The sequence below is a fragment of the Paenibacillus methanolicus genome (genome assembly GCF_008124765.1).
Lineage (GTDB): Bacteria > Bacillota > Bacilli > Paenibacillales > Paenibacillaceae > Paenibacillus_Z > Paenibacillus_Z methanolicus.
Genome location: NZ_VNHS01000012.1, coordinates 37,213 through 52,306, shown reverse-complemented (window position 1 = coordinate 52,306; position 15,094 = coordinate 37,213). Strand labels below are relative to the sequence as shown.

The following is a 15,094-nucleotide window of genomic DNA, read 5'->3' as shown; positions in this document are numbered from 1 at the left end:
TAAGGCCCTCAGATGCGTTTACAGCTTGAAGTGCTTGGCATGATCCTTCAGCTCTTCGGACAACCGTTCGATCGATTTGACCATATCGGCCAAACCGCCGACCATCGACGACTGCTCTTGCACCGAAGCCGTCACTTCCTCGACCGAGGCGGAGATCTGCTCGCCCGACGCCGACAATTGCTGCGCCGACATGAGGACGACGTCCTTGTCCTTCTCCATCTGATCGAGCGCGCCCGCCATCGACTTGATCTGGTCCACGATGTCCAGCACGTTGCCCAGAATCGTATCGAATGCCTGTTTCGTCTCGCCGACGTACGTATCCTGAAGCGCCGAAATGCCGATAATCTCGTTCACGCTGCGGTTGTTCTCCGCCACGTAGGCAAGCGTCTTCCCGATAATCGAGTCGATCTCGCCGGACTGCTTCGCGCTCTGCTCGGCCAGCTTGCGAATCTCCGAAGCGACGACGGCGAAGCCGCGCCCGTGCTCGCCCGCGCGGGCCGCCTCGATGGAGGCATTAAGCGCCAGCAGGTTCGTCTGGCTGGCCAGCGTCGTAATTGCGCCCGTGATGCTGCCGATGCTGCTTGCGCTCTCCTCCAGCTTCTTCGTTGTGCCGGAGATGCTGCGCACCTGGGTCTCGTTCTGGGCGTTAATATCGCTTAAACGCTCCACCGTTCCCTTGCTCGCATGGAACACGTCCACGATCCGTTCAGCTCGCTCTTTCACCGACCGGGCGTTCTCGCTCACGGAGGCGACGCGGTCGCCGAAGCCGGAGAAGCTGTCCACGATATGCTCGGTGTCGTGCGATTGGGACTCGACCGCGGTCGCGATCTCCATCGTCGTCGCCGACGTCTCGCCGACCAGATGCGCCGTCTGGCGGGAAGCGGCGTCCAGCTTGGACGTGCTGGCGTTCAACACTTCAATGGACTCGTTCATGCTGGCGATAAGCGCCTTGTTATTGTCCGCCATCGCGTTGAAGCTGTCCGCAAGGCCGATCAGCTCGCCTTCGAACTTCCCGTCCGCCCGCGCCGTCAAGTCGCCGTCCGCCAGCTGCTTGAACAGCTCCGAGAGACGGACGATCGGCGCGGCGATCACGCGGGAGATGAGCATGCCGGCCACGATCGCGAGCGCCACCGCGATCGCCGTCGCCGCCACGATGCGGGCGAACAGCGAATCGAGCGGCCGCTTGATGTCGGCATAGCTGTCCTGCACGAACACCGTCCAGTCCGAGTCGGGAATGCGCGAATAACTCAAATACGTCTCGTTCAGGTCGATGCTCGCTTGCACGACCGCATCCTTCACCTTTTCCTTCTGAAGCGCGAGCAGCTCTTGGTCCTCGAGAATCTTGCCGACGGCTTCGGCGTTCATCGAATGGTAAATGACGATACCGGAGCGGCTGGCGATGCTGACCGAGCCTTCCCCGTTAATGCGGATCCCTTTCAGCCGGTCCGTGAAAAATTCACTGCCGACCGTTGCCGCGAACACGCCGACGATCTCGCCCGCTTTGCTCTTGATCGGTTCGGCGAACGCGACGAGCAGCTTGCCCGTCGATTTGGAGATAATCGCGTCGCTGATGAAGGATTTACCTTTGAGCGCTTCTAGGAAATATTCCCTGTCCGCTCTGGACTCGCCTACGCTATCCGGATTGCTGTTCGCTAGAATTGTACCCTTGCTATCCAGCACCATCAGACTGTTCATGCCTTTGGAGCCCGCAAAGCTCTCCGTCAAGATGCCTTGCGCTTTGGCATACAATTTGTTGGCGTCCGAGAAAAAGACCGCATCGCTCATAGCGCCTTCGTCACGCGTCGCGATCAGGTCCTTGAACGTATTGTGAACCGACACCATGTGCACCGATTGCATAACCAGGTCCACCGTCGTCCACATGCCCTCTCCGATTCGGTTGGCATTAACCGTCATTTCGTCCTTCGACTTGCGCAGCAGCAAGTCCGAGCTGATCACGTACGAAGCGATCCGGGATCCGACCACCGCCATCAGCACCAGCACGCTAATTAGAAAAGGAAGCCGGACGCGCAGCGAGATGGCGCTCCAGCGGAACCCCCGCTGCTTCAATTGCTCCTTCATCTGTACTCCTCCTCCCGGCTTCCCATGAACCCGGCTATTATTCTGACTATTCATTTATCGGAATCCGACGGAAGGCAGTGTAGATAAAGGCAGCGTGGGAAATAGCGGGAGCGATTGACAATGCAACCACGTCCGATGACGGACGCGAGTGCGAGCGCGCATGGCTTTATGAGATGAAAAGGCGATCCGCAATAAGAAAGAGACCGGCGATCGCTCGCCGGTCTTATCTCTGGTTCCCCTATAAAAGGCGGTCATCCGCCCAAAGGTATTAGAACGATTGCGCCGCGCTTGTCGCGCGGTTCAGGCCGTCTTCGACGATCGCCGCGGATTGATCCGGGGAAGCGTTGTGGCCTTCGACGATGACGGACGTGATGTCCGTGATGCCGAAGAAGCCGAGCAGCGTCGTGACGAGCTTCGCGGACATTTCAACCGCAGCCGCGGGACCTTCGGAGTATACGCCGCCGCGCGCGTTCAGCACCGCGACTTTCTTGCCGCCTAGCAGACCAACAGGGCCGTTCGCCGTGTAGTTGAACGTTTTGCCCGCTTGGCACAGGTAGTCGAAGTACGTGTGGAGCACGGCCGGAATCGTGAAGTTCCAGAGCGGGAACGCGAACACGACTTTGTCGGCTTCGATGAATTGGTTCAGGTAGCGGTTGACGTACGCCGCGATTTCGACTTCTTCCGGCGACAGCTCGAGGCCTCGGCCGGCTTTGAACATCGCGTTGATGCGGGATGCATCGTAGTAAGGGAGATTTTCAGCGAACAGATCCAGCTCCGTTACTTGGTCTTCCGGATGGGATTGTTTGTACGAAGCCAGGAAGGCGTCGTACAGTTTCACGCTTACCGCTTGGTCGGCGGAGCGGTTATTTGCTTTGACGAAAAGAACGTTTGCCATGAATAATTCCTCCTGTAAGGTCACTTTAGTTTTTTATCCGGCTAAGCAGATATTCATTTGGTATCGATTAAACTTTTACAACCAGCTAACTATTAGTTAGTATATTGTCTTAGTTACGTATTGTCAAGACGAAATCACCACGGAACCGTCGCGCGGTCTCGTCCCCCTTCATCTCTTCCGGAACGAAACCGGGGATGCTCCGGGAGCATCGATTGCACGAGCTTTTGCACGCTTGGATGCTGCAGCCGCATGAATTGCTCTTTGTCCTCGCAATGAACGACCAGCTCGCCCTTCTCCATGACCGCTAACGCATCGCTAATCTGGTAAGCGGCCTTCATATCATGCGTGATAAACAAATACGACAGGGCGAAATTCATCTTTAAATGGCTTAATAAAGCGAGAATGGCGGCTTGCGTCACCATATCCAGGCTGCTTACCGCTTCATCGAGAACGATCAATTTCGGCTTCAACGCAATCGCTCTCGCGATATTGATCCGCTGCAGCTGCCCGCCGCTGAATTCGTGCGGATACTTGGTCCGGTCTTGGGCGGACAGGCCGACGATTTCCAGAAGTTCTTCAACCCGGCGGACGTGCTCCTGTTTGGACAGCTTCTCGAAGTTCAGCAACGGCTCCCCGATAATTTGCTCCGCGTTCATTTTGGGGTTTACGGACGAGTAACAGTCTTGAAAAACAACCTGCAGATCACGGCGAAGCTTTTTGCGTTCGGCTGCGCTTGCCGCATAGAGATCGATGCCTTGAAACCATATCTTCCCATTCCGCGGTTTGTCTAAACCGAGGATGACCTTACCCAGCGTGCTCTTCCCCGCTCCGCTCGTGCCGAGAAGGCCAAGGCATTGACCTGGCTCAATGACGAGAGAAACGTCGGATAGCACGGTTGAACGTTTCGTTCTTCTGAATATAGCGGATCCGTATCCGTGCGTGACATGGCTTACCTGCAGCAGACTCATATTCTAGACCCCATTCTTCGATAACTTACAAGCAGCAAGATGGCCGATGCGCCAATTCCGATACAACCGGAAAACATCGCTTCGTACGAGAAGGCATTCGCCAGCAGGCTTAACGCCCATATCCCGGCGGATGTCCCGAAATCGGCGGCCGCAATAAACCATCCGATGCCTTGGCCTCTAAACCGTTCCGGAACGATAAACGTGACATAGGTAAGCAGCGTCGGATACAGCATGGAAAGCGCCGTCCCGTTACAGATCGCGGCCAGAACGATGAGCGCCAGCGAATCGGAAATAAGCAGTAGGCCAGCGGCAGCCGTCATCAAACCAATAAGCAGCACGACCATTTTAAAAGGAAAACGCGGCTCTGTCGGAATAAGCTTGCGCCCGAAAAAACGAAACAGGATGAGAACGGCGGTTTCCGTCAGAAAGTACAAACCCGCATTAGGCAATCCGCGTTCCTCCAAATAAAGCGGCAGAAATGCGGCTACCGTGCCGATTACGGCATAAGCCAGGAGGATCACGGCCGAGGGGAACAGCAGTTGCGGGTCTCGCCACCCCGCGTAGTTCTCGTTCGAGGTTATGCTCCCGTGCGAAGGGCTATTCGTTCGGCGTTCGGGTACACGAACGTTTGCGCCGATCAACAACGCGGCAAGGCCGAGCGGAATGAGGGCCATGAATAGGGACATCGTCGGCACGCGATCGAAGAAATAGAGGACGAGAAAAGGGCCGTACGTATAAGGCAGCATGGACGAGAGCGAAAACAGGGACAAGCCTTGTCCGCGCGCTTCCTCCGGCAAAGCTTCAATTATCATCAAATGCGACACCATGGAGAAGAAAGAAAGGATCACTCCTTGCATGATCCGAAGCACGGCGAAAAGCCATAATTCCTGAATCGAATACAGCGACAATACGACCGCGTTCAGCAGGAGCGTTGCCAGTAAGATCCGCTTTGCCCCCAGCTTGTCGACGATTGTGCCGGCGACCGGGCGCAAAAACATCGAGGTGAACATGTACGTCCCCATAATAAGCCCGATCTGCGCCGGACTTGCGCCCAGTTTATTGGAGCTAAGCGGCAGCAGGATAAGCAGCATGTGGCTGGTCGTATAGAACAATACCGCCATACCATAAATCTTCAACGCATTCAACCCGAAGAGGGGATTCTTCGCCGTCGATACCACGGCTGCCGCTTTCTCGGAATGTTCCGTTACCTTCATGCCGGTACAAACTCCTTGGATGGTTGGTGAGCCAAGAACGCAGGCCTCGCGTTCAAAAGTCGTTGCGTATATTCATGCTGCGGATGATCGAATAGCCGGAACACGTCCGCTTGCTCGACAATACGGCCGCTCTGCATAACGGCTACTTCATCGGCCATTTCGGCAATGACGCCCAGATCGTGGGTAATCAATAAAATCGACGTGCCATACGCCGAGCGAATACGATCAAGCTGCCTTAACACCCGCAGCTGATTGTCGACATCCAGCGCGGTAGTCGGCTCGTCGGCAATAATAACGGAAGGGCGAAGGCAGACGGCCGTCGCAATCATGACCCGCTGCAGCATCCCGCCGCTCAATTGAAACGGGTACTGCTTCATAACGGCGGCGGGATCCGGCAAATTCACATCGTGCAGCGAAGATACGGCCAGCTCGTAGGCTTGTTTCTTGGACAGCGTCGTATGGGTTCGGATGGTCTCGATACATTGATGGCCGATGGTCAGCACGGGACTAAAGGCGTTCATTGGATTTTGCATAATGAGCGCGATTTCTTTGCCGCGGATGGCCCGCATCGATTCCGAACGCAGTCCGTTCAATTCGCGCCCGTTCAGCCGGATGCTGCCTTCGATTGTCGTGGTCTTCCGGTCCAGCAGCTGCATGATCGACAGGCTCGTAATCGATTTGCCGCATCCGCTTTCGCCAATGAGGCCAACCACGCGCCCGGGCTGAATCTCCAAATCGACGCCATGAACGAGCGGTTTCTCGCCTAGAGGCGTTCTTGCCGTGATTCGTAAACCGCTTACCTGCAATACGGCATCAAGTTGCGCTGTCATCTGGCCCCATCCTTTCCATAACGTCGTTGTACGCCGAAATGCTCCGATAAGGCTTCGCCTAAAATATTGAACGTCATGACGATGATTAAGATCATCATCCCGGGATATAACATAAGCTCGGGATTGCTTCGGATGTAGGATTTGCCCTCATGAATCATCGAACCCCACTCCGGGGATGGCGGTTGAATGCCGAGCCCGAGAAACGACAACGCGGCGATGTCCATAATCGCCCATCCGATTTCTAACGTTCCCATCACGACAATAGGCGGCAGCACGTTCGGAATCATATGACGCCGAATGATCGTCCACTGCGAGGACCCGCTTATTCGGGCCGCGGCGATGAAATTTTTCTCTCGCAAACTGAGCACCATTCCGCGAAACATGCGCGCGTAATACACCCACTGCACCATCACCATCGCCAAGATGACCTGCGGCAAACCGGGACCGAATATGCCGACAAGCCCGAGCACGAGCACGAGCGACGGGAAAGCCATCACGCCTTCGGAAAAACGCATCAGCACTTGATCGGTGATTCCCCCTCGATATCCGGAGAACGTCCCGATCACCAATCCGATCAAAAGCGAGGAAATAAAGATTACAGACGCGAAGCCGAGGGAAATACGCGACCCGTATAACAAGCGGGACAAATTGCATCGTCCCAAATGATCGGTGCCCAGCGGATAATCCCATGAAGGAGACTGCAGCTTGAGCGCCAAGTTCACGTGGATCGGATCATGCGGGGCGATCCAAGGAGCCAGAATGGATAGCAGAAAGAGAATAGCCAGAACAACCGCGCATATCGCTGCGGTCTTCTGGCTTTTAAGGCCGGTACGTATACTCGCGATCAATGGCTGCTTCGTCCTTTCCAAGAAATTCGGGGATCCAAGTACATTTGGAGAAGATCGATAATCAAGTTGCACACGATAAACAGGCAAGCGGAAATGAGTACATACGCCTGGATGACCGGGATGTCCCGATTGAAAATCGCCTCAATAAAATAACGGCCAAAACCCGGCCAAGAGAATACCTCTTCCGTGATAATCGTGCCGGCGAGAAGTTTGCCCAAATTCATCCCAAGACCGGTCAACATCGGCGATATCGCGATTTTCAGCACATGCTTGACCAGAATGATTTTCTCTTTGATTCCTCGGGTTCGCGCATACAGCACGTAGGGTTCTTGAAGTTGCTCCAGAACGCTTGCGCGCAGCAGCCGGGAATAGATCGCGATCAGCCCCAGCGCGAGCGTAAGCGACGGCAGAACAAGATGCGCCCACGAACCTCTGCCTTGCACCGGCAATAAATCCAGTTTGACGGAGAAGAAATAGATCAATAAATAGCCGAGCCAAAACTGCGGAATCGATGCTCCGACATAAGCAAGCACCCGGCTAAGATGATCAAATACGCTGTTCTTGTATACGGCTGCCAAAAAACCGATCGGTATGCTCACGATAACCGCCAGCGCAATACTGCTAAAGGCAAGTTGGAGCGTTGCCGGCATCCGAAGAGCAATTTCTTGCCAAACGGGCTCGTTCGAAATATAAGATGTGCCGAAATCGAGTCGGCACATCTTCATAATGGTTTGAGCGTATTGAACGAACAGCGGCTGATCCAAGCCGAATTCGTGTCTTTTCTGTTCGAGCAGCTCCTCGGTCGGATGGATATGCGCCGCCGTCAGATAAGCTTCGGCGGGATCGACCGGGGAGAGCTGAATCAGCAAAAACGCGAGCAGCGTGGCAAAAAAGAAAATAGGGATGACGGCCAAAAGCCGTTTTCCGATAAAGCCGCCCATAATGCGCCCCCTGAATTACGGATTGATCGCGATGCTGGAGAACGGGTTGTCGTCCCGGCTTCCAGGGAATGCAAAGCCGCTGATCTTGTTGTTGTACACAACGGTCTTCTTAATGTAAGAGACCGGAACGAGCGCGCCTTCTTCATGAAGCGTCGTCTGAATCGCGTCGAACAAGGCTTTGCGCTTATTCTCGTCCGTCGTAACGAGCGCTTCTTCGACCTGCTTGTCGAGTTCGCTCTTCATCGGCAGGTTAGCGAGCGCCTCCGCAATGCCGAAGCTCTTCTCCGCGACGATATGGAAGAACGAGCTCGGATCGTACGGCGCGCCGTAGTTGCTGAAGAAATACAAATCGAATTGTCCCGCGCGGAACCGCTTGACTTGCTCCGTCAGCTCAATGCCCGTAATATTCAATTTCACGCCGATCGCCGCCCATTCCGCTTGAAGGGTTTCGGCCATCGGTTTAATAATTTGATCCGCTTTCTCGTAAATCAATTCGACTTCAAGCGGTTTGCCGTCTTTCTCGCGAACCGACTTGCCGTCCGGCAGCATCCAGCCCGCCTCGTCCAGGTAGGCTTTGGCTTTCTCTACATCATAGCCGAGAGGAGCGGGATTCGACTGCGCATAAGGGAAGTTGGCGGACAATAAGCTGTCCGCTTTCTCTTCCAGTCCCGAAGTGACGCCTTGGACCATCGCTTCTTTGTTGAAACCGTGCTGCAGCGCCAATCGCACGTTTTTATCCGATAAGGCCGCGTTCGTCGTGTTCATCACCAATTGTCTCGTTGCGACAGGACTCGATATTTGCGTTGCATAATCGGGATTCGCCTGTAATTGCAGGAAGGCGTCCATGCTGATGGCGCCCTCGCCATAGATCAAGTCCAGTTCGCCTTTCTCGAAGGCCAGAACGCGCGTGTCGCCGTCCGGGATGATCTTAAATACGACTTTATCGATTTTCGGCTGTTCTCCCCAGTAGTTAGGGTTACGCGTAAACTCCGCATACTCATCGGTTTTATAATCCGACAACATCCATGGGCCTGTTCCGACCGGCTCCTTCACGCCTTTGGAAGTGTCGCCGTCTTCCGGGAAGCCGGCTTCGCCGAGGAAGCGTACCGGACGAATAACCGACAACTCTTGCAAAGTCGGATAATAGGCTTGTTTCAACACGATGTTAAACGTGTACTCGTCAACCGCTTCGGTTTTGTCCAATAAGCTGATGAAACCGAGCCAGCTGTGGTTCTCGACGTGCTTCATGACGGCATCGAAATTTTTCTTGGCAATGGTCGCGTTAAACGCAGTTCCGTCGGAAAATTTTACGTTCTGGCGAATTTTGAACGAGTACGTTTTTCCATCCTCCGAAATCGTCCACGATTCGGCCAAGAACGGAACGACTTCCCCGCCATCGGTATAGTTGACCAGCGGCTCGTAGACCATCGATTGCGCAATGAGCTGGGAAGGATTATAAACATGCGGATTCATCGGGCCGATATCCCGCGGCCACGATACCGTGATCGTTTTATTCTCCGGCGCTTCCGCTTTCGAATTATTCTCCGCGGAAGCGTTGCTTCCGGTATTGCCGTTATTGCCGGAACATGCCGTAATCGCAATGGACAATAGCAGCAGCATGAGCAACGGCGCTTTCTTTCTAAAGTTAAACATGTATTCTTTCCCCTCTCGACCCCTACTTGTCGTTATAACTGATAATGATTATCATTATCCCCTTTTGAAGAATAGTACACTCCTCCGGCACTGTCAATACAATTATCGTTTCTCTCATCGCGGATATACGGATTAAAGGGCTTGTGCTAGACTTTACAAAGCCTTCTCCAGGGACGATTTAGGGAAGGCACCAGAGCGAAGGTACAACGAGTGAGGGTACTCGCAGTGAAGGGAGCATGGCTAGATTGAACGAAACTCGTCCGGTTATGATGAGATTGTTTCCGTTATTTGCATTAACGGTTCTCTTTTTTTCTGCCAATTCGATTTTGACCGTATTGTTGCCCTTACAAGGCGAAAAGTCGGGGATGGATCATGCGGAGATCGGCATCATGATGGGGGCCTATATGTTTGTGTGCATGTTATTTCGTCCCATCGCCGGACAAATGATCGGGTCCTATGGCCCGCTGTTCATCATGCGTCTGCTATTGATTGCGCATGCTGCGTGCATGCTGCTATACACGTTTGCCGATGCCGACTTCTATTTGCCGCTTCGCGCATGGCAAGGCGCCGTCACCGCATTTTTCTCGATGGCCTTGCAAGCGGCGATTGTGGAAGGGCTGGCCGAACGCGACCGGGGACAAGGGATGACGCTTTATAGCCTGTCATCGGTGATTCCTACCTTATTCGGTCCCATGGTGGCCATGCAGATTTGGGGCAGCGCGTCGTTGACCTTGTATGTAACCGTATTAATCGGTTTGGCGCTAGCGCCGGTCCTGATCGGTTTCAACGCGCCGATCGCGAAAGGTCCCCGCGTTCGCGCAGGCGGCGAAACGTTTGCTTTGCGGGACCTTGTGAAATCGGCATCCGGAATCGGGCGAAACCGTCCATTGTTCGTCAGCATGACGGTCATGTTATGCGTTTCCTGCGTATTCGGCGCGACGGCGACATTCGTTCCTTTATTTATCGTCAACGGAGGTACCGGCCATGCGGGATTATACTTAACGTTACAAGGAATCGTCGTCATCGGCTGCCGGTTCATCCTTCGCAAGAAAATTCCTTCCGATGGCCGGTGGCATACCGGATTCATATCGGCGACGTTGCTGTCGGCTTTGGCCGGGTCGATTCTGCTTGCATTGTCGCAGCGATTTGACGGCGTTCTGTACTTGTCCGCTATTTTTAACGGCGTGGCCATCGCGCTGCTATACCCTACGCTAACGACTTACTTGTCGTTTATCCTTCCCGTCCATTCCAAATACGCATGGATGGGATTGTTCATGTGTTCTTATGACCTCGGCTTTTCGTTAGGCGGACTGGTTATGGGCCTAGTCGTAGAAGATTTTTCATACGCCGTTATGTTTTATTGCTGCGCGGCGCTTTCCCTTCTGGCATGGATCGTCATGTTGGCCAATAGGCGTCACATGCAACAATGATGCCCACCCCGCCGGCCCCTATCGAAACGCGAAAAACCGGATGGCGCGAATACCGCACGCCATCCGGTTCATATCGCTCATCCTTCCTCCCGTCCGTCCGTTCCGATCAAGTAGCGCTTCAAGCTTGCGCTGTGCAGCAACCCGATCAGCGCGGCGTCGAACAGCAGCGCTCCTTCGAGCGGGGTGACCGAACCGTCGATCGCCGCGAAGAACGCCCATACCAGCAGCAGGACCAAATTCAAGGTGATGTATTCGCTCAACCTTCTCATGGTCGTGTACCGCTCCCCCTTTGGCATCGTGCATTTAGTTAACCATATGAACAAGGGCCGGATAAGGTTCATGGCTGGCCGTTTCCGATAAGAAAACGACAAGTCTTTTTCACCCGTTACGGCATACTGGGTGGTGGATATGATTACCAACTGCTGATAGGGGCGTGATGTCCAGATGCGTAAAGGAACCGAGAAGGCGAATCAACGAACGGGAGAGCCGGAAACCGAGGGCTACCGGCCAGAGCGTCTGCCAAAGACGCTGCGGTTGATCAAGCGGAAAAGCGTGGAAGAAATCCCCTTTCGGTTCGATGGCGGCGATTGGTCACCGGGCGCCGTCGTCGCGCGCGGCGGCTTCCGGGCGATAGGCATTCGCTGGGAAGGCACGTTCGCCAACAGGTCGGCGAGGACGCGACGGTGCCCGAAGACACGCACGCCTTCTCGCTGGAAGCGGCGGACTACCTCTACCACCGCAAAAACGAGACCCGCGCCGTTGAAGCAATAACGGAAGCGTTAGACGATGATTATCTATTGTATATTGGTCGACACCGGCTAATATTACGCCGCGGCGCAAGAACTAGCCATATACAAGGAAGAGCTTCAATACCCGCCGAAGGTCAAAAAGCGCGGCTCCGACCAAAATCGGAGCATGCGCGCTTCCCATGCCTCGTCCACAACGGCGCCATAGGCTTGCAGCCCCAGCAAATAAGCGCCCGTAACGGGCGGCAGCGGCAGCCGGCTTACGCGCAGCGACGGCAGTGCCGGTCGCAGCCGGGCCGCTGTCATCGCCGCGAACCATTCGCTGCCGAATAGTCCGCCTGACAGAACAAGCGGATCGCCGTCCGCCAGTCCGCCGAATCGATCGAGCTGGCGCGATACGCCCAGGGCCAGCTGCGTCAGCTCATCCGCCGCCTCCGCCGCGATCGCGCGCGCGACGGCATCCCCCTCGCGGGCGGCCAGCAAAGCGGGCGCCGCGAGCGAAGCGATCTCCTTCCGCACGCCGGCCTGTTCGTAGTACAGCTCGATGAATGCCGTCGGAGAAATAAGACCCAGATGCCGCAGCAGCATCGGGGTCAACGCCGTCGGCTCCCCCCGCCCGTCATGCGCGCGAATGACCGCGCCGAGCGCGCGGCGGCCGATATCGTAGCCGCTGCCCTCGTCGCCCAGCACGTGGCCCCAGCCGCCCGACCGCGCCTCCGAGCCGCCCGCCGTTCTGCCCCAGGCGACCGAGCCGGTGCCGGCGATAAGCGCGATGCCCGCGCCCCCGCCGCCTCCCGCGGCCAGGACGTTCTCGGCGTCCGGATACACGCGAATAACCGCGCCGTCGCCCGCATGCGCTTGGAGCAGACGGGCGATCCGCTCACGGTCGCGAGGCTGGACGACGCCGCCCAGACCCGCCGCGATGACGGCGACTTGATCCGTCTCCGCGCCGGCCGACCGAACCGCCTGGCGGATGAGGGAGCCGAACGTCGCCGCCACCTGCGGCCATGGCCGGGACTTGACGTTGCCCGCATCGCCCGCGCAGGCGGCCAGCAGATTGCCTTGCGCGTCCCCGATGACGCAATGCGTCTTCGTCCCGCCGCCGTCAATGCCGATAATATAAGCCGGCGAAGATCCGGTCATCGCGTCTACCCGCCTTCCGTCGGCGAACCGGCGTCCTTCCGCGTCCAACTTACCCAATCGAACGCGGCCCGCTGCCGCCGCGCCTCGTAATGCGGCGACGCCAAGTACGGCTTGCCCGCCTGGCTGACCAGCTCGTCGCCGTCCGTCAGACCGGCCTCGCGCGCTTCGAGCTTGCGGACGAGCCGCCCGCGCCAGCGCAGCAGCTCCGACCGCCACTCCCGCTTGCCGGCCAGGTCCTCCGCTTCCGACAGATCGCCCCGCAGATCGAACAACTGCTCCGTGCCCAGCCGCGGGAACCAAATATATTTGAACGCGCCGTCGGTCAAATACTGCATCTCCTGCTCCTCCGAATAACAAGTCGAATGCTCGCCGTGAATATAGCCGCGCGCCTCCAAGCCGGTGGCGTCGCCTCGCAGCGCGCCGCCAAGGCTCATGCCGTCGACCGCCGCCGGTATCGGCACGCCCGCCTCTTCCAGCATCGTCGGCATGAGATCCTGGAGCACGACCGGCGCCTCGACGACAGCCGGCGCGCCGGCTGTCCGGCCGCCGGGAAGCTTCACGATCAGCGGAATGCGGGCCGAGCCTTCGTAGGCGTACGTTTTGCGCCAGAGGTGATGGTCGCCGAGCATGTCGCCGTGGTCGGAGACGAACAGAATCAGCGACGAGTCGAATAGCTTCTCCTTCTTCAACCGTTCGAACAGCCGGCCGAGCTGGTGGTCGATATGCGTGATCGACCCGTAGTAACCGGCGCGGGCTTGGCGGATATCCGCCTCGCGCTTCACGCCGCGCCAGGCATCGGGCCGCAGCGCCTCCGCAGGGTCGTCGTGCATGGCATCCCAGTCGCCGCGATACGGCGGAGGGAGCTTTTCTTCCTGGCGCAGATAACGGTCGTAATACGGCTGCGGCGCATCGTAAGGCGAATGCGGCCGCGCGAACGACACCTTCAGGAAGAACGGCCGGGACGGGTCCCGCCGGCCGAGGAACGAGATCGCCTCGTTCACCGTCCAGGTGGTCGGATGCATCCACTCCGGCGCGTGATACGGCCTCGCCATCCACGAATTCCAGCCGATGCCGTGATCGACGATGTCGTAGCGGCCGCCGCTCTGCCGACGGAACCAGGACCGGTAATCGGATACGAAGCCCGGGTCCTCCTCGCGCCCCGACTCGTCGAGCGTCGTCTCGTGGAACCCGTTCAGCGCGCGCTGCGGGTAGAAATGCATTTTGCCGACGCCCGCCGCATGATAGCCCGCTTTCGCCAGCTCGCCCGGGAGCGTGTGGGCGAACCCGACGCCCATCGGCCCTTGCCCGCCGCCCATCCCGAGAATGCCCGCATGCCACGGCTCCATCCCGGTCAGCAGCGCGGCCCGCGCGGGCACGCACGAAGGCGAAGGCGTATACGCGTGCGCGAACCTCGTGCCGACGGAGGCCAAGTAATCCAAGTTCGGCGTCTCGACGACGTCGTTGCCGTAGCAGCCTAGCGCGTCGGCCCGGTGCTGGTCGGTCATAATCAGAATCATGTTGGTCATCAGCTCTTCATCCCCGTCAGGGCGATCCCCTGGATAAAATAGCGCTGCAGCGCGGCGAACAAGACGATGAGCGGCAGCACCGCCATGCAGGCGGCCGCCATCATCAGCGGATAATCGGTCGAGAATTCGCCCACGAAGCTGGCGACGGCGAGCGAGAGCGTCCGCATCTCGTCCGAGCTCGTCATGACGAGCGGATTGAGGAAATCGTTCCATGCCGCCATGACGACGAAAATCGAGAGCGACAGCAGCCCCGGCGCGGATAACGGCAAATACACGCGGGCATAGATGCGCGGGAACGACGCGCCGTCCACTCTCGCCGCCTCTCCGAGCTCCGCCGGGATGGAGAGAAAGAACTGCCGCAACAGGAATATGCCGAAGGCGCTCGCCAGTCCCGGCACGGTCAGCGCGTAGTACGTGTCCAGCCAATGCAGCTCCTTCACGAGCAGGAAGGTCGGAATGAGCGAAATTTGGTGGGGCAGCATCATGACCGAGAGCAGCAGCAGGAACAGCGCGTTCTTGCCCGGGAACCGCATCGTCGCGAACGCGAACGCCGCCATCGAGCAGAAGAGCAGCTGCCCGGCCGTCTTCACGACCGTCAGCAGAAGCGTATTGCCGAAATAGCGCAGAAAATCCGTCTCCTCGAACACTTTGGCGTAGTTGCCGAACTGCCAGGAAGCCGGAATGAGCGTCGGCGGCGCCTGCATCGATTCGGCGAACGTCTTCAGCGACGTAAGGACCATCCATAGGAAGGGCAGCGCCATAAGCAGCGCGCCCGCGGCGAGCACGATATGGAGCAGCAGGCGGTACAATCGGGTCATCGT

Annotated in this window: 14 protein-coding genes; 2 read left to right on the top strand and 12 right to left on the bottom strand. The window is 57.2% G+C overall.

The genetic code is table 11. The features are described 5' to 3' along the window. Positions 1–18: 18 nt before the first annotated feature. From BCM02_RS27995 to nikA, 8 genes are all read right to left on the bottom strand, one after another. Entirely contained in the window at positions 19–2,079 is a 2,061-nt protein-coding gene (locus BCM02_RS27995) for a methyl-accepting chemotaxis protein (RefSeq protein WP_148932440.1), read from the bottom strand. 268 nt (positions 2,080–2,347) lie between these two features. Further along, positions 2,348–2,974, bottom strand: coding sequence for an FMN-dependent NADH-azoreductase (locus BCM02_RS27990; protein ID WP_148932439.1), 627 nt, complete (start codon positions 2,972–2,974; stop codon positions 2,348–2,350). Between the two features lie 134 nt (positions 2,975–3,108). Next, the gene (gene nikE, locus BCM02_RS27985) at positions 3,109–3,942 is read right to left on the bottom strand and encodes a nickel import ATP-binding protein NikE (RefSeq protein ID WP_148932438.1); all 834 of its coding nucleotides are present in this window, start codon (positions 3,940–3,942) and stop codon (positions 3,109–3,111) included. Then, a complete protein-coding gene (gene cntE, locus BCM02_RS27980) occupies positions 3,939–5,156 on the bottom strand; it encodes a staphylopine family metallophore export MFS transporter CntE (protein ID WP_148932437.1) in 1,218 nt (405 codons plus the stop codon). Before cntE (BCM02_RS27980) ends, nikE begins: the two co-directional genes overlap by 4 nt. Further along, positions 5,153–5,986, bottom strand: coding sequence for a nickel import ATP-binding protein NikD (gene nikD / locus BCM02_RS27975; RefSeq protein ID WP_148932436.1), 834 nt, complete (start codon positions 5,984–5,986; stop codon positions 5,153–5,155). Before nikD ends, cntE (BCM02_RS27980) begins: the two co-directional genes overlap by 4 nt. Next, positions 5,983–6,834, bottom strand: a complete 852-nt coding sequence (gene nikC / locus BCM02_RS27970) for a nickel ABC transporter permease subunit NikC (RefSeq protein WP_148932435.1) — start codon at positions 6,832–6,834, stop codon at positions 5,983–5,985. Before nikC ends, nikD begins: the two co-directional genes overlap by 4 nt. Beyond that, on the bottom strand, positions 6,831–7,775 hold the full coding sequence (gene nikB, locus BCM02_RS27965) for a nickel ABC transporter permease subunit NikB (RefSeq protein ID WP_148932434.1): 945 nt from the start codon (positions 7,773–7,775) through the stop codon (positions 6,831–6,833). Before nikB ends, nikC begins: the two co-directional genes overlap by 4 nt. Positions 7,776–7,790: 15 nt before the next feature. Continuing rightward, the gene (gene nikA / locus BCM02_RS27960) at positions 7,791–9,428 is read right to left on the bottom strand and encodes a nickel ABC transporter substrate-binding protein (RefSeq protein WP_148932433.1); all 1,638 of its coding nucleotides are present in this window, start codon (positions 9,426–9,428) and stop codon (positions 7,791–7,793) included. A gap of 236 nt (positions 9,429–9,664) precedes the next feature. Here nikA and cntE (BCM02_RS27955) point away from each other — a divergent pair, with 236 nt between their 5' ends. After that, positions 9,665–10,858 (top strand): staphylopine family metallophore export MFS transporter CntE, encoded by a 1,194-nt coding sequence (cntE, locus tag BCM02_RS27955; protein ID WP_342791349.1) that lies wholly within the window; start codon positions 9,665–9,667, stop codon positions 10,856–10,858. A 77-nt stretch (positions 10,859–10,935) separates the two neighbouring features. Here the strand turns inward: cntE (BCM02_RS27955) and BCM02_RS27950 are convergent, their stop codons facing one another. Then, entirely contained in the window at positions 10,936–11,127 is a 192-nt protein-coding gene (locus tag BCM02_RS27950; protein ID WP_148932432.1) for a hypothetical protein, read from the bottom strand. A 175-nt stretch (positions 11,128–11,302) separates the two neighbouring features. Between BCM02_RS27950 and BCM02_RS27945 the strand changes: the two genes are divergently transcribed. Beyond that, complete coding sequence (locus tag BCM02_RS27945) at positions 11,303–11,629, top strand: hypothetical protein (RefSeq protein WP_148932431.1); 327 nt, start codon at positions 11,303–11,305, stop codon at positions 11,627–11,629. A gap of 95 nt (positions 11,630–11,724) precedes the next feature. Here the strand turns inward: BCM02_RS27945 and BCM02_RS27940 are convergent, their stop codons facing one another. The 3 genes from BCM02_RS27940 to BCM02_RS27930 are packed head-to-tail and all read right to left on the bottom strand — an operon-like array spanning position 11,725 to position 15,091. Continuing rightward, positions 11,725–12,747 (bottom strand): BadF/BadG/BcrA/BcrD ATPase family protein, encoded by a 1,023-nt coding sequence (locus BCM02_RS27940; protein WP_148932430.1) that lies wholly within the window; start codon positions 12,745–12,747, stop codon positions 11,725–11,727. Between the two features lie 5 nt (positions 12,748–12,752). Beyond that, the gene (locus BCM02_RS27935) at positions 12,753–14,273 is read right to left on the bottom strand and encodes an arylsulfatase (RefSeq protein ID WP_246183596.1); all 1,521 of its coding nucleotides are present in this window, start codon (positions 14,271–14,273) and stop codon (positions 12,753–12,755) included. After that, on the bottom strand, positions 14,273–15,091 hold the full coding sequence (locus BCM02_RS27930; protein ID WP_148932429.1) for a carbohydrate ABC transporter permease: 819 nt from the start codon (positions 15,089–15,091) through the stop codon (positions 14,273–14,275). The genes BCM02_RS27935 and BCM02_RS27930 overlap by 1 nt, the downstream gene beginning before the upstream one ends. Positions 15,092–15,094 lie beyond the last annotated feature (3 nt).